Source organism: Dethiosulfovibrio salsuginis (assembly GCF_900177735.1).
GTDB classification, from domain to species: Bacteria; Synergistota; Synergistia; order Synergistales; family Dethiosulfovibrionaceae; genus Dethiosulfovibrio; species Dethiosulfovibrio salsuginis.
Window position 1 is genome coordinate 85,570 of the sequence record NZ_FXBB01000001.1, and the last position, 23,603, is coordinate 109,172.

At 47.5% G+C, this 23,603-nt stretch carries 17 protein-coding genes and 7 tRNA genes; 1 reads left to right on the plus strand and 23 read right to left on the minus strand.

All coding sequences use genetic code 11. The annotated features are described in order from the left end of the window. Positions 1-11: 11 nt before the first annotated feature. The 19 genes from B9Y55_RS00455 to B9Y55_RS00540 all read right to left on the minus strand — a co-directional run bounded on the left by B9Y55_RS00455 (position 12) and on the right by B9Y55_RS00540 (position 15,414). On the minus strand, positions 12-1,664 hold the full coding sequence (locus B9Y55_RS00455) for a hypothetical protein (RefSeq protein ID WP_143340754.1): 1,653 nt from the start codon (positions 1,662-1,664) through the stop codon (positions 12-14). Between the two features lie 180 nt (positions 1,665-1,844). Further along, the gene (locus B9Y55_RS00460; protein WP_085543392.1) at positions 1,845-2,081 is read right to left on the minus strand and encodes a flagellar biosynthesis protein FliR; all 237 of its coding nucleotides are present in this window, start codon (positions 2,079-2,081) and stop codon (positions 1,845-1,847) included. Positions 2,082-2,187: 106 nt separating this feature from the next. Beyond that, positions 2,188-3,153 carry a Gfo/Idh/MocA family oxidoreductase gene (locus B9Y55_RS00465; protein ID WP_234986060.1) on the minus strand — a complete coding sequence of 322 codons (966 nt, stop codon included), beginning with the start codon at positions 3,151-3,153 and terminating at the stop codon, positions 2,188-2,190. 94 nt (positions 3,154-3,247) lie between these two features. Next, a complete protein-coding gene (locus B9Y55_RS00470) occupies positions 3,248-3,961 on the minus strand; it encodes a purine nucleoside phosphorylase YfiH/LACC1 family protein (RefSeq protein WP_085543393.1) in 714 nt (237 codons plus the stop codon). Further along, on the minus strand, positions 3,942-5,264 hold the full coding sequence (locus B9Y55_RS00475; RefSeq protein ID WP_085543394.1) for a bifunctional folylpolyglutamate synthase/dihydrofolate synthase: 1,323 nt from the start codon (positions 5,262-5,264) through the stop codon (positions 3,942-3,944). Before B9Y55_RS00475 ends, B9Y55_RS00470 begins: the two co-directional genes overlap by 20 nt. A gap of 7 nt (positions 5,265-5,271) precedes the next feature. Beyond that, the gene (locus B9Y55_RS00480; RefSeq protein WP_085543395.1) at positions 5,272-7,935 is read right to left on the minus strand and encodes a valine--tRNA ligase; all 2,664 of its coding nucleotides are present in this window, start codon (positions 7,933-7,935) and stop codon (positions 5,272-5,274) included. Further along, entirely contained in the window at positions 7,925-8,557 is a 633-nt protein-coding gene (gene yihA / locus B9Y55_RS00485; protein WP_085543396.1) for a ribosome biogenesis GTP-binding protein YihA/YsxC, read from the minus strand. Before yihA ends, B9Y55_RS00480 begins: the two co-directional genes overlap by 11 nt. After that, complete coding sequence (lon, locus tag B9Y55_RS12960; protein ID WP_143340755.1) at positions 8,557-10,872, minus strand: endopeptidase La; 2,316 nt, start codon at positions 10,870-10,872, stop codon at positions 8,557-8,559. The genes yihA and lon overlap by 1 nt, the downstream gene beginning before the upstream one ends. A 3-nt stretch (positions 10,873-10,875) precedes the next feature. After that, positions 10,876-12,162 carry an ATP-dependent protease ATP-binding subunit ClpX gene (gene clpX / locus B9Y55_RS12965; RefSeq protein ID WP_143340756.1) on the minus strand — a complete coding sequence of 429 codons (1,287 nt, stop codon included), beginning with the start codon at positions 12,160-12,162 and terminating at the stop codon, positions 10,876-10,878. Positions 12,163-12,277: 115 nt separating this feature from the next. Then, positions 12,278-12,856, minus strand: coding sequence for an ATP-dependent Clp endopeptidase proteolytic subunit ClpP (gene clpP / locus B9Y55_RS00495; RefSeq protein WP_085543397.1), 579 nt, complete (start codon positions 12,854-12,856; stop codon positions 12,278-12,280). Positions 12,857-12,878: 22 nt separating this feature from the next. Next, entirely contained in the window at positions 12,879-14,132 is a 1,254-nt protein-coding gene (gene tig, locus B9Y55_RS00500) for a trigger factor (protein ID WP_159448168.1), read from the minus strand. Between the two features lie 116 nt (positions 14,133-14,248). Then, complete coding sequence (locus B9Y55_RS00505; protein ID WP_085543399.1) at positions 14,249-14,494, minus strand: hypothetical protein; 246 nt, start codon at positions 14,492-14,494, stop codon at positions 14,249-14,251. Between the two features lie 267 nt (positions 14,495-14,761). After that, positions 14,762-14,847 (minus strand) — tRNA-Leu (locus B9Y55_RS00510). Positions 14,848-14,866: 19 nt separating this feature from the next. Beyond that, positions 14,867-14,942 (minus strand) — tRNA-Lys (locus tag B9Y55_RS00515). A gap of 37 nt (positions 14,943-14,979) precedes the next feature. Continuing rightward, positions 14,980-15,056, minus strand: a tRNA-His gene (locus tag B9Y55_RS00520). A gap of 12 nt (positions 15,057-15,068) precedes the next feature. Next, positions 15,069-15,145, minus strand: a tRNA-Arg gene (locus tag B9Y55_RS00525). 6 nt (positions 15,146-15,151) lie between these two features. Further along, positions 15,152-15,227 (minus strand) — tRNA-Gly (locus tag B9Y55_RS00530). Positions 15,228-15,247: 20 nt separating this feature from the next. Next, a tRNA-Pro gene (locus tag B9Y55_RS00535) sits at positions 15,248-15,325 on the minus strand. Between the two features lie 14 nt (positions 15,326-15,339). Beyond that, positions 15,340-15,414 (minus strand) — tRNA-Ala (locus B9Y55_RS00540). 132 nt (positions 15,415-15,546) lie between these two features. On the opposite strand from B9Y55_RS00540, the gene B9Y55_RS00545 reads away from it, so the two are divergent. Then, positions 15,547-17,193, plus strand: a complete 1,647-nt coding sequence (locus B9Y55_RS00545; protein WP_085543400.1) for an NFACT family protein — start codon at positions 15,547-15,549, stop codon at positions 17,191-17,193. Here the strand turns inward: B9Y55_RS00545 and B9Y55_RS00550 are convergent. The 4 genes from B9Y55_RS00550 to B9Y55_RS00565 all read right to left on the minus strand — a co-directional run bounded on the left by B9Y55_RS00550 (position 17,144) and on the right by B9Y55_RS00565 (position 23,470). Beyond that, a complete protein-coding gene (locus B9Y55_RS00550) occupies positions 17,144-18,154 on the minus strand; it encodes an RluA family pseudouridine synthase (protein WP_407641435.1) in 1,011 nt (336 codons plus the stop codon). The genes B9Y55_RS00545 and B9Y55_RS00550 overlap by 50 nt on opposite strands. Beyond that, positions 18,151-20,913, minus strand: a complete 2,763-nt coding sequence (gene ileS / locus B9Y55_RS00555; protein ID WP_085543402.1) for an isoleucine--tRNA ligase — start codon at positions 20,911-20,913, stop codon at positions 18,151-18,153. Before ileS ends, B9Y55_RS00550 begins: the two co-directional genes overlap by 4 nt. 107 nt (positions 20,914-21,020) lie before the next feature. Continuing rightward, entirely contained in the window at positions 21,021-23,027 is a 2,007-nt protein-coding gene (locus B9Y55_RS00560) for a TRAP transporter permease (protein WP_085543403.1), read from the minus strand. Further along, positions 22,973-23,470 carry a DUF1850 domain-containing protein gene (locus tag B9Y55_RS00565; protein ID WP_159448169.1) on the minus strand — a complete coding sequence of 166 codons (498 nt, stop codon included), beginning with the start codon at positions 23,468-23,470 and terminating at the stop codon, positions 22,973-22,975. The genes B9Y55_RS00560 and B9Y55_RS00565 overlap by 55 nt, the downstream gene beginning before the upstream one ends. Positions 23,471-23,603: the final 133 nt, after the last annotated feature.

The window sequence follows — 23,603 nt, forward strand, 5'->3', positions numbered from 1 at the left end:
AGTGTACGTTATTACCTTAGCATATCGGGCCAGATAGGCAACCAACCTCGATAAGAGATCATACCAAAATCTGCGATGGTTGATAACATGTTTTTGCTGGGATATCCAGACGAAGATATAGTCTCTGGATAAAATATATTGAAAACAAAGCTTTTTGTTTTTAAGCCTTTCAGATCACCATCTGATAGACTTTCAGAATAGTAAACGTTTCCGCCTGTGTTTTCAAGCACCGAAATGAGAAAATCTGAAGGGGTTTTCGTACCCCATACGGACAGACTCACTCCGTTAATTTTACAAAAATTAAATAACCACAAAAAATCATCTTCATTGGCTTGAATCTCACTATCTACTACGATTTGAGAGAATCCAGGGTTTTGTTCCCAGATTTTTCTGACTGATCTTTCTAGTTCTCCAATCTCAGAGACCGAGTCCCAAAGGTCACCGTTAAACTTATACCTGTTTTCCGGTGCGACTATCACAGCGGTTAAATCCCGTCCTTTAGCCTCAAATATACGCCCACCTTTCATGGTGTCCTGCCAGACCGACGATAGCACCCCCCTCTGGGAGTGGATATAGCTGGTAAAGGGAGATGAAAGGCTTACCGATACCTCGACGACCTGCCCGGTATCCTCGTTAATTGTGTCGGTTTTAGGCCCAAAGAGGCCAGTTGCCAGAATGAGACCTTCTTTTTTCCCTGGGACGGCCTCCAGCACGGTAATATCCCTTCCGTCGGAGGAGATCAGGAAGATACGGTCTTGGCTCTTTAAAAGGCATAAAGCCTCAGGAACCGCTATTCTATCCACCTCAAGCCATTCTTTGCTCATGTCCATGGAAAAAACCGATAAAAAACCGTTGTCCGACAGGACCAAAAGATCGCCAGTAGGGCCCCATATTACCGAGCGGGGAGTAGAGACTTCCAAGGATATATAGGGAACTTCCTTTCCCCAGGATAAAAGGTAAACCCTGTCGTTTCGTCTATCGGAAATAGCTAGAGTCCCTCCTCTCGCGGCTATCCCTCTCGGCTCAAATAAGTCACCTTCCTCTGGACTCCAACTGCCCAGTGAGTTTAGATCGGGATAGCTATAAAAATCGATTTTTCTGCCAAGAGGGGATGATACGGCCAGGACAGAGGAGGACAAAAAAGCGACAGAGTCAGAGCCAGATCGAACATCCCCGGACCTTATCGTGACAAACTCCTCCCCTTGATCCTCAAATTCGACAAGGGCTCCATCTTTACCTAAGACGACAAATCGGCTGTAACTGAGAAAGAGGAGATCTGAGGGGCCGCTGAAGGCGATATTTCTCATTCTACCAGGCTCCAGTATTTGAACCTGATCTGCCAAACTATCGGCTAATCCTACTTTAGATCCAAAGCTACTTCCATCGCTTAATCCTATGGTTCCGACAGAGGTTCTGGGAGAAAGCTCAAAAAACAGTTTAAGAGGCTGTTTATATCCAGCGTAATCCGTTGGGTTGTAACGGCTGTCGTTGGAATAAACCTCCTCTATCGCTGATAGGATCTTTTTTGCCGTGTGGTCTCTGGGCCTGACCTCAAGATAGGATCGGAGGTCGGTCATACTTCCGTTGAGATCTCCCTTGTTTTGACGGATCAGGGCTCTGAGAAGATATCCATCGATGTTGTATGGATCTGCACTCAGACTCATATCGGTTAACTCCTCCGCGTCCCAGTACCTCCTGTCCAACAGGGCTTTGTAGGCTTCAAAAAAGAGCTTTTCAGACCCAAGCCTATCGGTTTGAGGAGGCTGAACCAATTCTTGAGAAAAAGCAGGTCTAGATATCAACAGGGAAGCACAAAAAAACAGAACTCCCAGAAACCTCATAGCTCAGAAACCTCCTCCGAGGATCTCTCTTCCTGCGAATGAAGCAAGCCCAAGGGTTATAGCTGCGGCAAAAAGGAAACCGATAAGAATTCTAAGGTACATAATCATTGTATCCCCTCCAGGCAGCACTCCCTCGGAAATCCTTCTTATTACCCTGGCGAAGAACAAAGAAAGACCAAAGCACCCTAACCCCAGCAACGCCTGAAGGTTGACTATAGGTATGTTTTTTAGCAAATTCATAATACCTCCTATTTATCTTAATTAAATATTATAAAATAGCGGAAAGAGGAAATCCTCTTTCCGCTATTTTACGCTACTTTTTATGAGTTCGCACAGGTCTTGTCTCCTATATGACCTTTTTTTCCTGCATAGGCCTATCACCGTGGATCTGCTTCAGTATTTCAACAGCTATCTCTAACGCTCTTTTACCGTCGGATATCCCGACTAACGGCTGCTTTCCTTCCCTAACACATCCCACAAAATGCTGTAATTCCAGTTTGAGGGGCTCACTCTTAGGGAATATAGGGTGCTCTATTATCTCGACTAAGCCCGATCCTGTTTGGTTTACACAGCGGTGGATAGAGACATCCTGGGTCTCATAATTTATGGACAGATATCGCTCCGGTTCCATTATCTCCATCTGTCTTAACCTTCTCTCCGAGACCCTGCTAACCAGTATGTGAGCCATCGCCCCATTTTCAAACGAAAGCTGAGCGGAGGCTATATCCTCGTGGTTTGAGCGTATTTTTTGACCCGTAGCGGAGATGTTAACGATTTTTGATTTCACAAGGGATAGTATTATGTCTATGTCGTGAATCATCAGGTCCATAACTACCCCAACGTCGCTTATCCTCGGTGAGAAGGGACCAAGACGCCGTGACTGTAAGAACATAGGGGTGTTCGATATCTTGGAAACATACTGAATCGCGCTGTTAAACCTCTCTATATGCCCAACCTGTAGGACGAGATCTTTTTTCGCCGCCAGGGATAAAAGCTCTTCAGCCTCGGTAACGGTGGTAGTTACAGGTTTCTCTATAAGGACATTGATACCTCTGGATAAGGCTTTTTTTGCTACTTCAAAATGAGCGGTAGTAGGTACAACTATGCTTATACCATCCGGTCTCGCGCTGTCCAGAAAACTATCTATATCGTCGTAGTAAGGAGCCCCCAAGTGTTGTCCTATGGCAGAGGCCCGTTCTCCGTTGGCATCTACCACTCCAACCAGCTGAGCACCTAGTATTTCGGTATATATTCTAGCGTGATGTTGACCTAGATGCCCAACTCCAACCACACCCATCCTTTTTAATTCCACAGTAGTCACTCCAATCAGACTCGTCTTTTTACGTCCTCTTCCAGGATTATCCCCTAACTGAGGTAAAAGTGGCATCCTCAACACTTTACGACCACTAGAAGTAGGTTAACAATACCATCCTCTCCTTTTGCCATCCTTTCCGGTAGGAAAAAAACTTATCCTCCCGACAGGAGGTGCAGTCAGGGCAGGACACGATATTCTCAGAGGGAATTCCAAGTTCCATCAATTGATGACATATTAGACAAGGGAGGTCGAAAAAGACTACGTTACCGTCAACCGAAAAAAATTTATAACCGATAGTTTTCATGGCTTTTTGAGTCCAGGGATCATCCAGCTTCCTACCGTAGCAACAAGGACCGATACCAGGGCCAATCCAGGCGAAAGAGTTTTTAGTGTCTACATTCAGTTTAACACGAGCGATTTCCAATCCAGAGGCCACTATGTTTTCGATAGTCCCTTTGAAACCTGAATGTAAAGCAAGCCTCCATGGAGTCCCTGCTCCGCTGGAGATGAGGACCGGAAAGCAATCGGCTACCTGAATAGAGGCTACGGTATCGCCTTTTGTTAGCAAAATACCGTCTCCCTCGGGCCTATCGGGCAGGGAGGGACCATCGGTCAATATGACATTACCATGAACTTGAAGAGGGGATATAATCCTATATCGAGGATCTACAACCTTTTCCAGGATATACTTTTGAGGTGACAAAAGGTCGTTTTTCAAAAACAGCCTGCCTTTGACCTCCTCGTCTAAGATCAAGTCCATAGCAGGAAGCCCCGCTATAGACGACTCAACGAAACGGGGAATCATTTTTTTTTAAAAGACCCGAGACCCATGCCACCAAGTAAAGGCTCCCGCAACATAGAACTAAGGGGAAACTCTCTAGAGCCCTTTCAAGGGCTTCAGCGGGATCGTCAAATGCCTCCGGTGGGCTGGACCAATCAAGCCTTCTAGCTTTATCCAGCACCTCCCCAGAGGACGCACATCGAGGGTTGTCCGGTAAGGTGGTACAAAAAATCCGACATGGAATTTTTGATAAAATTTCCAGAACAGAATCGTAATCTTTATCGTTCATAGAGGTATATAAAACCCCGATCTCCAGATCCCCTATCAGTTCCAGTATGGTCTCAACCAGGGCTCTCATTCCGTGGGGATTATGGGCTCCGTCTACCAGCACAGTTCCCTTGGAGGAGGGAAGAACCTCAAGACGACCAGGCCAAACCGTATCGGCGAGGCCTCCAAGAACGGCTTTATCGGTCATTTTAGGAAAGATCTCTTGAAGCTTTTTACAGGAAACGTAGGCAAGCCTGCCGTTACGGGCCTGATATCGCCCGACTAAGGACGTCCTTATACTCTCTACTTTCCCCTGATGTAAAATTTCAAATCCAGTGCCACAAAAATCGGTTTCTATCGACGTTATAGGATAATCTCGGTCCGCTACGACATAACTAGCCCCTAGTTTATCGCAGAGGGCGATAAATTGATCGCTTAGCTTTCCTCCATCGTCTCCTGCGAAAACCGCCCTGTTTCCTGGCCTGATAACCGCAAACTTCTCCGAGGCCACCGCCTCTAAGGTGTTGCCTAAATATTCACAGTGGTCCATAGCTATTGGGGTAACAACCGATAAAACGACGTTAGCCAGTCTGTTGGTCGCGTCCAGCCTTCCCCCCATACCGGCCTCTACTATCGCGACGTCAAGGTCGCTTTCCGACATAATGAGAATAGCTGCTACCGTCAATAGCTCAAAATAGGTGGGTCTATCATCGTCAAAGAAAACATTGGAATCGACGATAGATTCCAATCTCTTAAGTGCATCCATCCATTTATCCGAGGAAACAGGGACTCCGTTAACGGTGAGCCTCTCCCCAAAGTGAACTAAGTGAGGGCTAGTGTACAGTGCCGATCTATAGCCGGCCTCTCGAAAGCAACGGTCTATCATCGCCGACGTCGATCCCTTGCCGTTGGTCCCGACGACGTGGACAGCGGGGAAACGTACCTCTGGATTATCTAAAAGATCCAGAAGCATAGAGACCCTCTCTAACCCTGGGTTTATCCCAGGGTTAGAGAGGGTCGTCAAGTAAGAGTCAACTTCCTCGTAGGATTTTAAGTTCATAGTTCTATCACTCCATAGAGAGACTTGTTATGTTTTCCTCTATCCTCTTGATCTTTTTCTCGAAGGACTCTACTCTTTCCTTCTCCTGTAAAACGATATCCTCCGGAGCTCTTTTTACGAAGTTTTCGTTAGAGAGTTTTCCTAAGCTCTTGGCCAAATCGGATTGGACTTGGGCAAGATCCTTCCTCAATCTCGTCAACTCTCCATCGATATCCAGTACGTCCCCTACAGGGAGGTAGGCGATGCCGGAGCTTAAAACGGAACTCAGAGAAAGGGTGGGCGGAACATCTCCCGTAGGAATCACCTTGATAGACTGGACCTTCGCAAGAAGACAGATCATATCTCCGCTGTTTTCGATTAAGTTTTTCCCCCAGGACGAGTCGGTCCTGATCACCGAAAGAGGGACGACTTTCTGGGGAGGAATACCCGCTTCAGCTCTGAGGTTTCTGATCGAACGAACGATCTCCTGGAGGTTTTTCATCTCTTCCTCTACTCCAGGGAACTCAGCCATCTCGTCTGTTGTAGGCCAGTTATCGACCTCCATAGACTCCCCTTCTAAACCAAAAGCCTGCCAGAGTTCCTCGGTTACAAAGGGCACGAAAGGGTGAAGCAGACACAGAACCCCTCTAAATACCTCTTGGAGAACCCACAGATTGGCGTTCTTCCTGGCCTCTCCTTCATTTCCTCTCAGGGCTGGTTTGCTCATCTCGAGGTACCAGTCACAGAGATCGCCCCATATGAAATCGTACAGAAGCCTTGCGGCGTCCCCTATAAGATATTCATCTAAAAAGGACGTAACCTGAGAGGTCACCGATCGCAGTCGTTCCATTATCCAACGATCCTGGAGATTTAGCTCATCTACAGAGGGTTTTGTAGGGGTAGAACTGTCCAAATTCATCAGAGCAAAACGGCTTGCATTCCATATTTTATTGATAAAATGACGATAGTTCTCTATCTTAGAGGGGCTGAGCAGTATATCCCTGCCGGGCATAGTAAGGGCTGCGACGGTAAACCTCAGGGCATCTGCCCCAAATTGATCGATCATGGTTAAGGGATCTATTACGTTTCCCTTAGACTTACTCATTTTTTGACCTTTTTCGTCCCTGACAAGAGCGTGAATATAGACGTCTTTGAAAGGGATTTCGTCCATAAACTCCATTCCCATCATTATCATTCTGGATACCCAGAAAAATATAATGTCAAAACCGGTAACCATAAGAGACGTAGGGTAAAAATGTCTAAGCTCCTCGGTATTTTCAGGCCATCCTAAGGTCGAGAAAGGCCATAAGGCACTGCTGAACCAGGTGTCCAGAACATCCTCGTCCTGAACGAGGGACTTTGAGCCACAGTCGACGCAGATATCGGGATCGGTCTCGGAAACTATGAGCTTTCCGCAGCTCTCGCAGGTCCAAGCGGGTATCCTGTGGCCCCACCATAGCTGTCTGGATATACACCAGTCCCTTATGTTCTCCATCCACTGATAATAGGTTTTCGTCCAGTGTTCCGGAAGCCACCGAATGTCGCCGTCTTCTACAGCCTTAACCCCTCTATCCGCAAGAGGTTTCGCCTTTACAAACCACTGTTCCGAAAGATAAGGCTCGACTACGGTGTTACAGCGGTAGCAATGTCCTACCTGGTGAGGAAGTTCCTCCACCTTGATCAGTGCTCCTAGTTCTTTGAGGTCCTCTACTGACTTAACCCGAGCCTGTTCCACCGACATCCCGCTGTATTCCAGGGCATTTTCGTTCATAATTCCCTGGGAATCTATCACCTGTAGCTGCTCCAACCCATGTCTCTGTCCAACCAGGAAATCGTTAGGGTCGTGAGCTGGGGTTATTTTGACGAACCCCGTTCCAAACTCCGGATCCACCATGTTGTCCTCTATTATGGGGATCTCTCGCCCTCCTGTCAGTGGGACGACGACTTTTTTGCCGATCAGTTTTTGGTTTTTCTCATCTCTAGGATGTACGGCGATTGCTACGTCTCCTAGGATGGTCTCCGGGCGGGTGGTAGCTACGAGTATCGCCCCTTCCTCTCCGACGAGAGGATAGTTTACGTAATAGAGCTTGCCCGGTTCCTCCGAGTGCTCGACCTCTAGATCGGAAAGAGCGGTCTGACACCTAGGGCACCAGTTTATGATGTATTTTCCTCTGTATATAAGGCCTTTTTCGTAGAGCCTCACGAATACAGCACGGACCGCTTTGGAGAGCCCTTCGTCCATGGTGAACCTGAGCCGTCTCCAATCGCAGGAGTTTCCCAGTTTTTTCTGCTGGGAGATGATCCTATTGCCGTACTCTTCTTTCCACTCCCAGACCTTTTTTACGAAATCCTCTCTGGACATATCGTGTCTAGAGAGGCCCTCTTGAGCTAGCTGTCTTTCAACGACGTTCTGGGTGGCGATGCCTGCGTGATCGGTGCCGGGCAGCCAAAGGACGTTGTATCCCCTCATCCTCTTGTATCGGCAAACTATATCCTGAAAGGTATTGTTAAAGGCGTGTCCCATATGCAGCGATCCCGTAACGTTAGGGGGAGGGATCACCACGCTAAAGGCCTCTCTAGAGTGGTCTACATCCGCGTCGAACAGGCCCTTGTCCAACCAGGTTTGATACCATTTATCCTCTATAGGTTCAGGATCGTAGTTCTTAGGAAGCCCTGTGTTTCTAAAAACCATCCTCATTTCCCCCTTGCATCTCGACTATATCCTTCCATTCCGCTAAATATGACCCAAAGAATCCTCTGAGCTCATCTATGCCTGTTTTATCCTCCGCTGAAGTTAAAATAGGCATATCTATGGATTTCAGACCTGACTTGACGTACTTTACCAGTTCGCCTTTTCTCTTGCCTCTGGCGATTTTATCTATCTTTGTAAAGACCGTCAGCATAGGAATTTCCATAGAGGAAACCCAGTCCTGTAGCTCTCGATCGTTTTTTAAAAGTCCATGTCTAAAGTCGACGAGATGCACTATTAAAGCTAGGGACTCCCTATTCACGAGGTACCTCTCTATAAGCCTCTTCCAGACCTCTTGCTCAGTCTTGCTTCTAGATGCAAAGCCGTAGCCAGGGAGATCTACAAGGTGAAAAGGAATCTCCGTTTCCACCCTGAAAAAGTTTATGCTCCTTGTCTTTCCGGGTTTAGAGCTGACGTGAGCCGTTTTTTGACCTATAAGAGCGTTAAGCAGGCTTGATTTTCCAACGTTTGAACGTCCTGCTATAGCTATTTCAGGAAACCCCTCTGGAGGAAATTGCCGTGGCTCAAAGGCGGTACAGAGTAAACTTGTCTTCCATGAAGACATTATTCGACCTCCAGTGCGTGTTTAAAGACCTCTTTTACCGTTGATGCAAAAACGAAACGAAGACCTTCGGTAACCCAATCCTCAAGCTCCTCTATGTCTGGACGGTTTCCCTCCGGGACGATCAGAGTTTTTATACCGTGCCTTTTTGCAGCGAGTATCTTCTCTCTGACCCCACCGATAGGAAGAACCTGTCCTAACAGGGATATTTCACCGGTCATAGCGACCTCAGGCCGGTATCTCCTTCCTGCTATAACCGATAGGATGACCACCGCCATAGTTATTCCGGCGGAAGGTCCGTCCTTAGGTATCGCACCCTCTGGGACGTGAAGATGGACGTCAAAACTGCTCCAATTTATCCCCTTAAGACCTAACTGAGCCGCATGACCTTTAAGGTACCCCATCGCTGTCTGAGCCGATTCCTGCATGATAGCCCCTAAGTTACCGGTCAAGGTGATCTGTCCCTTACCTTCACTGGATACAGCCTCTATAACCAGGACTTCTCCTCCGGTCTGAGTCCAGGCAAGTCCGAGAGCGATGCCTCTACGAGGTGTCTTAGGAAGACGAAGATCGTATTTTTTAGGAGCACCTAAAAAATCTTTTAGATTTTTCGCGGTGACGGCCACAGGAAGGTTCAACTCTTCATGGCCTTGAGCTCGAACTATCTGCATAGTCGCTTTTCTGCATATAGTGGCGATCTTCCTCTCCAGGTTCCTGACCCCCGCCTCTCTAGTGTATTCCTGGACTATCTTTTTATAAACTCCATCGGATATAGAGATGTCCTTCCTCTTCAATCCGTTCTCCTCTAAAAGTTTTGGGAAGAGGTGCTTTTTGGCTATCCTGACCTTTTCCTCCATTACGTAGCCCGACAGGTCAATTACCTCCATACGGTCCAGGAGGGCCTTAGGAATGCTGTGGGTTATGTTGGCGGTGGTTATGAAGAGAACCTGACTGAGGTCAAAGGGAACCTCTAGATAGTGATCGGTGAAAGCGTAGTTTTGCTTGGGATCAAGAACCTCCAGAAGGGCGGAAGCTGGATCACCTCTGAAATCGTTCCCAAGCTTATCGATCTCGTCCATTAGGACTATAGGATTCTTGGTTCCCGCCTGTTTTATCTTCTGGATAATTCTGCCGGGCATAGAGCCTATATAGGTTCTCCTATGTCCCCTTATCTCCGCTTCATCTCTGACACCGCCAAGCGAGAGGCTGACAAACTTTCTGCCCATAGCGTCTGCAACGGAACGACCTAAGGAGGTTTTTCCAACTCCAGGAGGGCCTACCAAACAAAGTATTCCTCCCCTGGATTTCTCTCCAGCCAGTTTTCTAACGGCGATAAACTCCAGTAGCCTTTCTTTTACCTTTTCAAGACCATGATGGTTGGAGTCGAGGACAGCACCGACACGGGAGAGATCAAGGATATCCTCGGTGGTGCTGTTCCAGGGCATATTGAGGATCCAGTCAATATAGCTTCTAACCACAGTAGCCTCGGCGGACATAGAGGGCATTTTAGAGAGACGTTTAAGCTCTTCCTTCGCCTTTTCCTCGACCTCCTCGGGGAGAGAGGCCTTCTCTATTCGCTCGTAATAGTCGTCCATCTCCGAGTCAGAGTCGTCCTGTCCCAGCTCCGACCTGATAACTTTAAGCTGTTCCTTCAGGTAATACTGCCTCTGACTTTGTTCCAATTCCTGCTGGACCCTTGAGTGTATCTGATGCTCCAGTTTAAGAAGTTCGTTTTCCTCCAGGATTATCCTCAACATCAGTTCAAGCCTGTCCTCTAGCTTGTTACACTCCAGAAGGCCCTGCTTTACCTCTAGGTCTACGGTAAGGTGAGAAGCGAGCAGGTCGGACATTTTATCGAAGTCTTTCACAGATCCAACGGATATAAGGATTTCCGTCGGAAGTTTAGGGTGAAGGTTGACGTACTCTTCGAAGGCCAGGACGACGGTCCTTTTAAGAGCTTCTATCTTTTCGTCTTTTTCCCAGGGACCGGTCTCAAGGGGAACCGCTTCCGCGGTTATAGCCTCCTTGCCCTTGGAATAGGAGTTAACCTTCATCCTCTCCAGGCCCTCAAGCAGTATTTTCGTGGAGCCGTCTGGGACCCTGATCATCTGGAGGATGTTGCACAGAGTCCCGACGGAGTAGATGTCCTCTCCCTCTGGATCATCTACAGATAGATCCTTCTGTGTGGCGACAAAGATCTTTCGGTCCTCCAGCACCGAGAGCTCAATGGCCTTGAGGGACCGCGGGCGTCCTACAAAAAGAGGCGCGATGGCCCCAGGAAACATGACCATATCCCGGACAGGGAGGACGTATAACATATCCTAAGCGACCTCCTCGTCGGTATCGAGCACGAAGGTAGCTTCCTCCGCCCCCTCCACAAAGCCCTTTTTCAGGATAATCCTCACGACCCTGTCCTCTCTGGAAGGAAGGTTATACATCAAATCCAGCATTCTGCCCTCCAGAATAGTACGAAGACCTCTGGCACCGGTGTTCTTCTCGAGTGCCTTTTGAGCCACCAGTCTCAAAGCGTCCTCGGTAAACTCCAGCTCGACGCCTTCCAGCTCAAAGAGTCTCTGGTACTGCCGAATAAGGGCGTTTTTAGGCTCGGTGAGAATTCGGACGAGAGCGTCCTCGTCGAGAGAGTTCATCGGAACCAGTACAGGCAGACGGCCGATAATCTCAGGGATAAAACCGTAAGCCATAAGATCGTCGGGCTCCGCTTGACAAAGGAGCTCAAAATCCTTTCCTTTGGTGGTTTTTCTAAGATCTCCTCCAAAGCCAATGACCTTTTTATTGACCCTCTTGGCAACTACGTCCTCAAGGCCATCAAAAGCACCGGCACAGATAAAAAGGATATTGCTGGTGTCTATCTGTAAAAAATCCTGATAAGGGTGTTTCCTGCCGCCCTTAGGAGGAACGTTGGCGACGGTACCCTCCAATATCTTGAGAAGAGCCTGCTGGACGCCCTCTCCTGATACGTCCCTCGTTATAGAGGTTGACTCCGATTTTCTGGTTATCTTATCTATTTCGTCTATATATATTATCCCTCTTTCAGCAGCGGCTATATCGTAATCCGCAGCCTGAAGCAACCTGACCAGGATGTTCTCCACGTCCTCTCCTACATACCCAGCCTCCGTCAACGTTGTGGCGTCGGCTATGGCGAATGGAACGTTTAACTTCTTGGCGAGGCTCTGAGCGAGCAGGGTTTTACCGGAACCAGTAGGACCGGTCAAAAGCAGGTTGCTCTTTTGTATCTCTACGTCACCGTCTTTGTCTATATTGTTCTGTATCCTTCTGTAATGGTTGTAGACCGCTACGGAGACCGCTTTTTTAGCGTGCTCCTGGGAAATTACGTAACGATCGAGATATGCCTTTATCTCTTTAGGTTTAGGTACTGAGGTAAACTCAAGGCCTGACTCACCCTCGACGGCCATATCACCCGAAATTTGGTCCTCCTGTAGAAGCAGAGAACATAGGTTAATGCACTCGTTGCATATGTAAACTCCCGGTCCAGCTATAAGTTTTAGGACCTCTTCCTGGGTTTTTCCACAGAAAGAGCACCTAATGCCTCTCTCGCCGGTTCTATTTATATCGCTAAAATTTTTCATGGTTTATCCTCCCTTAGGACTCCAAAGGTAAAGATCTTTCAACGATAGCCTAAGAATGCACAAATAAGGGATACCCACAGGGGCTCCCTTATCTGTGCGGCCGTTGAGCCGAGCTCTATCGTCTATCGATAACTTTGTCCACAAGGCCATAGGCCAATGCTTCTTCCCCTGACATATAGTAGTCCTTCTCTGTATCTTTTTCTACTATTTTAACATCTTTTCCCGTATGGCTAGCAAGAATGTCATTCAAGGTTGCCTTTGTGTGGAGAATCTCTCTTATCTGTATCTCCATATCCGAGGCTTTACCTCTAGCGCCTCCCCAGGGCTGGTGAATCATAACCCTGCTGTTAGGGAGGGAGATCCTCTTGCCAGCGGTACCTGCTGCTAATAGGACCGCTGCCATACTGGCGGCGATACCCACTACGATTGTGGATATATCGCACTTTATATATTGCATAGTATCGTAGATAGCCAAACCTGAGGTAGTGGACCCTCCAGGGGAATTTATATAGAAATAGATGTCTTTATCGGGATTATCGCTCTCCAAAAAAAGCATCTGGGCGATGACCGAGTTAGCCAAAGGATCGTTGATCTCATCCCCGATAAAAACGATTCGATCTTTAAGCAATCTGGAGTATATGTCGTAGGAACGCTCACCTCTACCGGTTTGCTCTATGACGTAAGGGACATACATATGGACACCTCCACTCCTCCGTCTAGTTAAGCTTTTTTTCCTCTATTTTGACCTTCTCCATCATAGCCTTAAGGGTTTTTCTGAGACGTATTTTGTTAGCCATTCCGTTAACCCTATCTCTGTCATTCAATAGAGCCTTTCGAACCGTTTCAACGGCTATACCGTACATCTGGGATAATCTGGAGAACTCCTCGTCTAAGTCTTCCTTAGAGATATCGACTCCAAGGCTCTTTCCATAGGCCTCCAATACCAGGTACTCTTTAACATCCGCCTCGGCCTTTTTGATAAGCTCTTCCTCGGAAGGAGCTGTCTCTTTCCTTTCCTCGAATCCCTTTAGGAGGTGGTCCTTCTGTCTACCTACCATGGACACGGGAACCTCAACGGAAGATGCCTCTACTGCCTTGGAGATCATCTCTCCCTCTGCTACACGACGGCCTTCTTCGTCCATTCTGTTCTGAATCTGCTCTTTTATTTTATCCCTGAGAGAGATGATCTCTCCATCATCTCCCATGACCTTTTTAGCGAAATCGTCGTCTAGCTCGGGAAGGACTCGCTCTTGGACTTCCTTAACTGAGAAGTGATACTTAGCGGTCTTTCCTGCAAGTTTTTCGTCCCTGTATCCTTCGTCTATGGTTACCTCAGCGTCTCTTTCCTCGCCGATCTCCACACCGGTCAGAACCTCAAGAATCTCTGGTTTAAGGCCCTCTGCGTTAAGGTCGAAGGAATGGGTCTCCGCTGGATGGGAGACCAACTCCTCTCCCCCTTCGTCGACGACTACGGTGGTGTAATCGGCGATGACCACATCTCCAAGAGAGCTCTTTCTGTAGACGGTGTTCAGACTGGAATGCTCCCGGCGAAGGTCCTCGACGGCGTTATCTATTATTTCATCGGTAACATCCATTTTGTTTAAAGTGACCTCGATGCTCGATAGGTCGGCTAAAGATACCTCCGGCTCTACCTCAAAGACAACGGTAAGCTCGGCATCTTTGCCTTCCTCTAGGAGATCAACCTTGATGTCGGGATCCTCGATGAGATCAAGATCGTAATCGGTGGTAAGCTCCCTCAACAAAGAGGGAATCATCTCTTCCATGGACTCAGCTAGAATAGCATCTTTACCAAAGCGAAGATCAAGGACCTTTCTAGGGGCTCTTCCCTTTCGGAAACCCGGTATAGACGCGTTTTTGGATAGTCTGTCATAGGTTTTAGAAACCTCTTTGGAGAGGTCCTTTTCCTCCACTACCACCTTTATTGTTACAACGTTTTTTTCCTGCGACAAGATCTCTGACCTCACTAGGAGCAACCCCTTTCAAAACATACAGTGTCAAAAATACCACGGTAGTATATCACAAACCGTCATGATGCTAAATCCTCCTCAGGACAACGTGATAAGCATCAATCCAGAGACAGGGCTATCTCCTTCAACATCTCGTTTGACGACAGAATAGCCTTTTCATATTTTAAAAACAGAGGAAGGAAAAGGCTCGTCTCCAGATCCCTTCCAGCCTGGCCTAGCTCCATCAAGGCGGATATCGAATCGAGACTGCCCATCGCTCCCAAACTACCTTCTATTGTGTGAACCATCCTGCGGACCTCTAGGGGATCTCCACCCATTACCGCCGCTTTAAGCTCTTGATGCATCCCTTCATAATGGCTCAAAAATATCCTAGCTAATTCGGCCCCTAGTTCTCGGTCACCGCCAGCCATCGCTATAATCCGCTCTTCCCTATTTAGCCGACTCTCGGACAACACAAAGCACCTCGCTAACGTCTTTTAGGCACGAAAAACATAGCCCGATTCTATCATAAAAACAGGCATCTGGGACAAAAGAATAAAGGTCATTAAAGGGAATAGTTAAGGGATAGAGTAGATGGGGGAAGGGTGTTGCTTTTTAATCTAAACGAAGAATGGTGCGAGAGAGGGGACTTGAACCCCTACGCACAAAAGGCACTGGATCCTAAGTCCAGCGTGTCTACCAATTCCACCACTCTCGCATGAGGCAGGACATAAGAATGGTGGACCGTACAGGAATCGAACCTGTAACCCCCTGATTAAGAGTCAGGTGCTCTGCCTGTTGAGCTAACGATCCAAAAAAAAAAATCCAATAACCATGAAGATAAAGACTATGGGGTGAGTGAGGGGATTCGAACCCCCGACCTCTGGAACCACAATCCAGCGTTCTAACCGACTGAACTACACTCACCATAAAACAAGTTGGCGCGCCGGGCAGGATTCGAACCCGCGACCCACGGCTTAGAAGGCCGTTGCTCTATCCAACTGAGCTACCGGCGCAAAAAATGGAGCGGAAAACGGGACTCGAACCCGCAACCCCCAGCTTGGAAGGCTAGTGCTCTACCAATTGAGCTATTTCCGCATACCGGCGAAGATTATTACTGGTCGGGGCGAAAGGATTCGAACCTTCGGCCCCCTGCTCCCAAAGCAGGTGCGCTAACCAGACTGCGCTACGCCCCGAACGTGGGTCGATTTGGTGGAGCTGGGGGGATTCGAACCCCCGGCCTATTCCTTGCGAAGGAATCGCGCTCCCTCTGCGCCACAGCCCCTGTTCCTTCAAGACGGCGATAATTTTACTCATATCGAGCCATCTTGTCAAGTGCCGAAAAAAAGATTAGTCTATCCCAAGAAAACAACCGCCCTTCCGTCGGCTTACGGGATAAAAAAGGGGGACAAGCACTATGAGATACGGACCGGAAATGGTACGAGTATTGGCAAGGTCTCTTTCCCAAAAACTTGAAAACTTCTCCATCCAGAGGGTGGATGGGGGAAAAGACTGGGCTATACTCAAGGCCGGAAAAGAAGGGATCTTCATCTCCTGGTCACAGGATAATTTTGGAGCGTCCCTAACCGGTGATAATAACGGAGTTGCAAAAACGATGGGAGCTGTAAGAGGAGGGATCTCTTTAGCTCTTTCAAAACATATTACCGGAGCAAAGATAAAAAAGATATATCAAAAAAACGACGATCGAGTCCTCTGCGTAGAATTTTACAGATACGTAGGTGCGGGAATAGGCGCTAAGACGACCTTAGTAGCTGAATTCATGGGAAGGTTAAGCAACTTAATACTTCTAGATGAAAACAATAGGATCATAGAGGCAGCTAGGCACATTCACCCCGAGATAAACAGATATCGCACCATCATACCAGGAGTGGATTATCAGGGACCACCGCCTCTTGAGGGGATATCCGTCGAATCGGTCTCTCCTGAAAACATCGAAGGTTACCTATGCTCCCCTTTAGGAATAGGCAAGGCTTTGGCCTCTAAGCTAAAGGAAGAGATACAGTTAAACCCTTTAAAGAAATTTGCCGTATCCGATGGACTAAAAAAACTACTCGAGTGCGACGGAGATTTATTGATTCAGGACATAGATGGCTATATAACTCTCTGGCCGTGGATACTGGATGGTGGTAAAGAAATCACAGGAAACGTCGAAAATCTAGTCTACGAAAAAATATTGATATCATCAAAACAAAAAAAGAGATCCGATTTAATAAAAAAAGGCTCAAAAGCAACTCAGAAAGAAATAAAAAGCTTAGGACGGCATCTGGATGGACTACGAAAACAGCTGACTATGGCCGATGAAGCAAACTCATTTAGGATCAAAGGAGAGGCTATTCTATCCAATATCGGCAGGATACCACTTAGATCCACTAAAGCCGCTCTTGTATATTGGGATACATCTGGAAGAGAGATAAACTTAGAGGTCGACCTGGATCCCTCTCTCGACGCCTCTCAAAACGCCAAGAGGTATTTTAAAAAATACAAAAAATACAATTGTGATAAAAACGAAGTTCAGGCCAAGCTAAGAGAGGTAGAGGCGGCTCTGGAAGAAGCTAAAAATCAAGCTGAAACTATAGAGAGGATCGAGGATATTAACGTTTTAAGAGATTTGATCTCTGAACTAACCCCATCTACAAAAAGAAAGCCTCAAAAAGAATCCGAGCCGCCTATGTTAAAATACAAATTCAATGAAATGCTTTTCCTGGTTGGCCTCAACGAAAGGTCAAACAGACACGTTACTTTTAAAGAAGCAAACGCAAATGACATCTGGTTTCACGTCCACGAGGCTCCAGGATCACATGTCATAATGAAAAACCCGCCAAACACGTCGGATTTGCTGGAACAGGGGATAAAAATTGGGGCATCCCTGGCTCTGCATCACTCAAAAAACTCGGGTAAGGAAAATCGTCCAGTGGACTATACCTTCAAAAAACACGTCAAACACATACAGGGAGCTGGACCTGCTCAGGTAACCTACAAAGAGAGCAAGTCCATCAGTGTAGACCACCTTTACTGGAAAGAATTTCTCTCAGAGGATAGATAAGATCTTTAGGCAGAACGCTTCGAAAAGAGATATCCACCCCTGTCGATGGATGGGGAATAGTCAACTTCCAAGCGTGGAGAAAAACCCTATTATTTAGCATATCCTCGGGAAGACCCCGTTTTTTTACCTTGAATCCGTAGAGAGAGTCACCGAGGAGAGGAGCCCCTAGGTGTCTCATATGTACCCTTATCTGATGAGTCCTTCCGGTGTGAAGTTTACAGGACACAAAAGAATAAGGAGATCTGTTCCAAAGAGGTTGAATATCGGTACAAGCCTCTTTCCCGTCGAAGATAACCGCCATCCTGTAGCGATTTTTATCGTCTCTCCCTATAGGAGCGTTAACGGTTATTTTTTCGACTATAGGACGACCGTAGGCCATAGCTAGATATATCTTATCCACCTTTCGTCTTTGGAAAGATTCTTGAAGACTGATAAGGGATTTAGAGTTTCGGGCCACAACCATCAGTCCAGATGTAGTGCCATCAAGGCGATGGACGATACCAGGTCTTATAACGTCGTTTATCGACCCTATATCGGGAAAACGATGAAGCAGACCGTGAACTAAGGTACCTCTCCAATGTCCTGGAGAAGGGTGAACCACTACTCCAGCTGGCTTATTCACGACAACTATCTGATCATCTTCGTAGACTACGGAAAAATCGACAGGCTCAGGAACGATGTCCGAGGGTCTGGGAGGAGGAATTTTTACGGCTAAGACCTCGCCTGATCTCACTTTATAAGAGGGCTTCATCGAGGATTTTAGGGTGCAGGAGACCGCCCCCTCCTTGATCAACCTTTGGACAAAGGAACGAGACAAGCCTAGGCGATCGGATAAAACTACATCTGCCCTACTCCCCTCCTCCTCGGCCGAAACCTCTATTGCCTCTTCCACGAAACCGAGAGCCTGTCCTGAATCGGACAGGCTCTCGGTTTCGTGATCATTGCCAGTGTGAACCGTCACATCACGGTATGACATCTGGGACAAAGACCTTGATCGTCAAGGTCCTGGGAAACTCGCCAACATCTAGGACATTTTTCTCCTGATGCGGTAGAAATTTTTATCAAGTAGCCTGTCTCGTCGTCTTTTTGGGCTTCGTCGCATCCATCGACCCATAGGAAAGAGGATACTATAGCTATCCTCTCCCACTCCTCTCTCGACAAAAGCTCTGAGAGGCCATCGCCTTGGTTTACTACGGTGACCGCAGCCTCTAAGGACTTACCTAGCTCTCCTCTTGATCGACAGAGCTCTATAGATCGACTGATAGCCCCCTTCAGGTCAATTATGCGAGCCCACTTCTCCTCGTGCTCTGGATCTATCTCGTCCTCGATCACTTCAGGCCAATCGGTCAGGAAGACGCTTTCTGGCTGACTGGAATCGATTTTTTTAAGCTCCTGCCATATCTCCTCGGACGTAAAGCTAAGCACAGGGGCAAGCATCTTTGCCAGGGCGTTTAAAGTACGCCACATAACGGTCTGTATGGATCTCCTCGACGAGGACTTTCTTTCGTCGGCGTAAAGACAGTCTTTCGCGACATCCAGATAAAGAGACCCTAGTTCGTTCACACAAAACTGATGTATAGAGACCGTAGGTATATGAAACTCGTAAGACTCATAGCCTTTCGTTACCTTTGCGATCAACCTGTTCAGTTTAGACAGGAGCCATCTGTCAAAGGAAGATAGATCACCGTAAGGCACCATGTCTGTCGATGGATTAAAGTCGCTCAGATTGCCTAAAAGGAACCTGGCGGTATTTCGGATTCGCCTGTATTCTTCGCTCAATGTTTTTAATATGGTATCGGATATCCTGATATCGTTTTTATAGTCCGTAGAGGCTACCCAGAGCCTTAAAATATCCGCTCCGTAGGAATCTATAATTTCCTGAGGGGCAACCACGTTGCCTATGGACTTCGACATTTTCTTACCTTCTCCATCCACTATAAAACCGTGGGTAAGAACCGCCTTATAGGGAGCTATACCTTTGGTGCTAACGGAGGTAAGGAGTGAGGTCTGAAACCAGCCTCTGTGCTGGTCACTGCCTTCAAGATAGAGATCAGCAGGCCAGCTAAGATCTGGTCTGGTCCCTAGGACCGCAAAATGGCTGACTCCAGAGTCAAACCAAACGTCCATGATGTCACGGTCCTTCTCTATATCGGTGCAGCCGCATTCGGGACACTGTGCAAGGTCGCCGATAAGATCCTGAGGGGAATCCTGCCACCAAACGTCGCAACCCTTTTCCCGAACCTTTTCCTGGACCATCCTTATCGCTTTAGGATCCAAAATAGCCTTTCCGCATTCCTTGCAGTAAAACGCCGGAATAGGCACACCCCATACCCTTTGGCGACTGATACACCAGTCGGACCTGTCTCTCACCATATTGTAGATCCTGTCTCTTCCCCACTCAGGGATCCACTGGACCTTGTCTATAGTATCCAAGGCTTCCTTACGGAAATTGGATACGTTGACAAACCATTGATCGGTGGACCTGAATATGACAGGCTTCTTGCATCTCCAACAATGGGGATAGGAGTGAACGATCTTTTTCTTTCCAAGGAGCCTTCCGCTCCTCGACAGCACGTCCAGGACGACTTGCTCCCCTTCTTCAAGGGTCATTCCACCTACAAGCTCGGTCTCTGGGACGTATTTTCCCGACGAATCAACAGGATTGTAGGCATCTATTCCGTAGCGTATTCCTGTTTCGTAGTCCTCTACACCGTGGCCAGGAGCGGTGTGAACACAGCCGGTGCCCGTATCCAAGACCACGTAATCCGCCAAAACTATAGGAGTCTCCCTGTCGGAATAAAAGGGATGTATAGCCTTTACTCCCTCCAGCTCCTTTCCCTTGACCCTCGCTAAAGGCTCACCGAAGACCATATCGGTAGCCTCTTCGATCTCCTTTTTGAGCTCTTCCGCTATGAGGTACACAGAGTCTCCGCAGGGGACGAAAGCATACTGGTAGGAGGGGTGGATCGCTACCGCCATACTTGCAGGAAGAGTCCAAGGCGTAGTGGTCCAAACAATAACGTTTACGTCTTTGCCTTTAAGGACATTTATTTTTTCACCAACCTCAGGCATAGAATAAGCGACGTAGATAGACGGTGAGGTCTCATCTCCGTATTCAATTTCCGCCGCCGCGAGAGCTGTCTGACAGTCTATGCACCAATAAACCGGTTTTTTACCCTTATAGACGAGGCCTTTTTCGACTATATCCGCAAAGGCCCCTATCTGTGCCGCTTCGTATTCGGGGTTTAAGGTTATGTAGGGATTATCCCAGTCACCGATCACTCCGAGACGACGGAACTCGGATCTCTGGATATCCAGAAACTCCAGGGCGTATTTAGTGCAACGGCTTCTGAGCTCTACAGGATCGATAGAGTCCTTATCGACCCCCTGATCCTTAAGGACTTTCAGCTCGATAGGCAAACCATGGGTGTCCCAACCAGGCACGTACGGACAGTAATATCCTCTCATGGACTTGAACTTTGGGATAAAATCTTTGAGTATTTTATTAAAAGCAGTCCCTATGTGAATATGGCCGTTGGCATAAGGAGGCCCATCGTGAAGAATAAAGCAGTCTCTTCCTTGCCCTTTATCCCTGATTTTGCTATTGAGGTCCATGTCGTTCCAAAAAGCCAAAAACTGTGGCTCTTTTTTTGCCAGCCCAGCCCTCATAGGAAAATCGGTTTGCGGTAAACACAGCGTTTCTTTAAAATCTTTTGACATAAGCCGTCACCTCTCAATACGGAAATGCCGCCTCGTTTGAGGCGGCCTATCATAGGACATCAAATTGTATCACGTATCACCGGATATGGGCAAAACAAGCCCCTATTTTATGCCAATACCCTCTTTGATCTAACGACCTGTAGAAGATGGAGCCCGACGAGAACCGCAAGTCCGATGAAATCGCTATACAGTCCAGGGATCAACAGGCATATAGCACCGCCTAGAGCAACAGCCCTCAGATAGTAGGGCATAGAAACCTTGTAGAATCCCACAGAGCTCATACCCAGCAAAAAAACTCCGAGCATCGCCGTACCGACGGCGATGGCAAACTTGCCGGCAGTAAAATTAACTAGGACCAAAATAGGATTGAAGGCGTAAATATAGGGAACTATGAATCCAGCCAAGGCCAATTTTATCGCGGTACCACCGGTTTTAAAGGGGTCAGCTCCTGCGATACCTGCTCCTGCGTAGGCAGCCAAGGCAACAGGGGGACTGAGGTCCGCCGCTATACCGAAGTAAAGGACGAACATGTACGCCGCGATAGGAGCGACACCTAACTGAAATAGAGCTGGAGCACACATAGTACTGGTAACTATGAAGTTAGCGGTAGTCGGGAGCCCTGCTCCAAGGAGTATACAGGCTACCATGGTCAACATAAGGGTCGGCAGAAGTTTTCCACCGGCGATAGCTACGACCGCACTGGCTATCCTCAGCCCGAGGCCAGTCAATGTAGCGGTACCGACGATGATACCGACTGTAGCACAGGCACAGGCGACTCCTATAGCTCCTCTTGCACCGTTCTCAAAGGCCATCATCAGCTTCTTAGGGGTTAACCACGTCTCTTTATTGAAATAGGAAACTATTATGCTCATAACTATACCATTAAAAGCGGCCTTCAGGGGGGTGTATCCTGCGATAAGGAAGTAGACTATCCCTATTATCGGAATCAGTAGAAGTCCCTTTTTCTTCAGCAGAGGCATTAATTTAGGTAATTGCTCCTTAGGAAGTCCCTTCAGGCCGAGCCTGGTTGCCTCCAGATGTACCTGAATCATCACCGCAAAATAATACAGAAGGGCGGGAACTATAGCCGCCATGGCTACCTGGATATAGGGGATCCCTAAGAACTGGGCCATTATAAACGCCGCAGCCCCCATAACCGGTGGCATGATCTGTCCGCCTGTGGACGCGACGGCCTCCACCGCTCCTGCGAAGTGATTGGTGTAGCCCACGCTCTTCATCAAAGGTATGGTAAACATACCGGTAGTACAGACGTTAGCGACGGAGGATCCAGAGATAGAGCCCATAAGGCCAGAACTTAAAACCGCTACCTTTGCGGGGCCACCTGTGCTGTGTCCCGCTAAGGCCATAGCCAAGTCTATTATGAATTTACCTAGGCCAGTTTGTTCAAGCACCGACCCAAAAAGTATGAACATAAAAACAAAGGTGGCGGAAACCCCTAGCGGAATCCCGAAAATCCCCTCGGTTCCCAGGTACATATGGTTTATTATCCTCTTGACGGAAAATCCTCTGTGCTGAAAGAGTTGAGGAAAAAACCTACCGTAAAAACAATAGACGATAAAAAAGATAGCGATACATGGTAACACCGGACTGGATACCCTTCTAGTCGCCTCTAGGAGCATGATAATACATATGAAGCCCATCACGATATCCGTCTGCGTTGGCAGCCCCGCCCTGTTGACCAGAGAGTCAAAGTTTATTACCAGATAGAGGGCCGAGTAGGTAGCGACCGCCGCCAGAATATAATCGGTTATAGGTATTTTATTCTTAGGAGAATTCTTTCTCGCAGGATAAAGCAAAAAAACTAATCCCATAACGAAAGCCAGGTGTACCGCTCTTTGCTGTAGAGCCAGTAGTAAACCAAAACCTGAGGTATAAAAGTGGAAGATAGACATAGAGACGGCGATAACGGTTATTAATTTTGCCTGCCAGTCGTCAAACTCCCTGTACCTAGCCTCTGTATCAAACTGTTTTCTTAAATCATCAAGGTCTATAGTCTTATTAACGTCGCTCAAAAAAACCCCTCCTCCTTGATACGATACTAGATCCCCATCAGATAAAGCATCGCAGACCGAGCTTTTAACTCGACAACACATCTACTTTTAGGAACATAGCTAAAGACATCAAACCATCTTCCCGGGGGAAAACGAAGCTGGTTCCTTCCTATGGCATTATCACCTATCCTTAAAACAAGCCTATCGGAGAAAAAACGACCACCGAAGAATCTCATCCATTTCTCGTCTATCGAGAAAAACCCCGTTCGAGACGGCTCGGTGGGCAAACCCGCATTATGAGATTTAACCCTCTCCTCCCATAACCAAATTTTCCCATCGACAAAAACGTATACATCCTCGACCTCGGTCAGCTCTAAGGAGTGGATGTACCTAGTTTCCCACATCTCACCGAGAGCGACTACCCTTTCCCCTCCCATCGATCCTGTGCTGAACTCTATAGATAGCGATGGAAGCGGGACAAACAGGATATAGAAAATAGATAATGTAGAGACAAAAGCCAAAAGAACACCAACTAAACGATTCATCATACCCCCTCCCCAACCCGACTACGATCATTATAGCTCTAGAGACGTTTTTCCACAAGCGAGTTGTCGCAAAAAGCAAATTCTTTCTCCTTATCGTTATATTGAATTTTATTTATTTTGATATTCAATATTT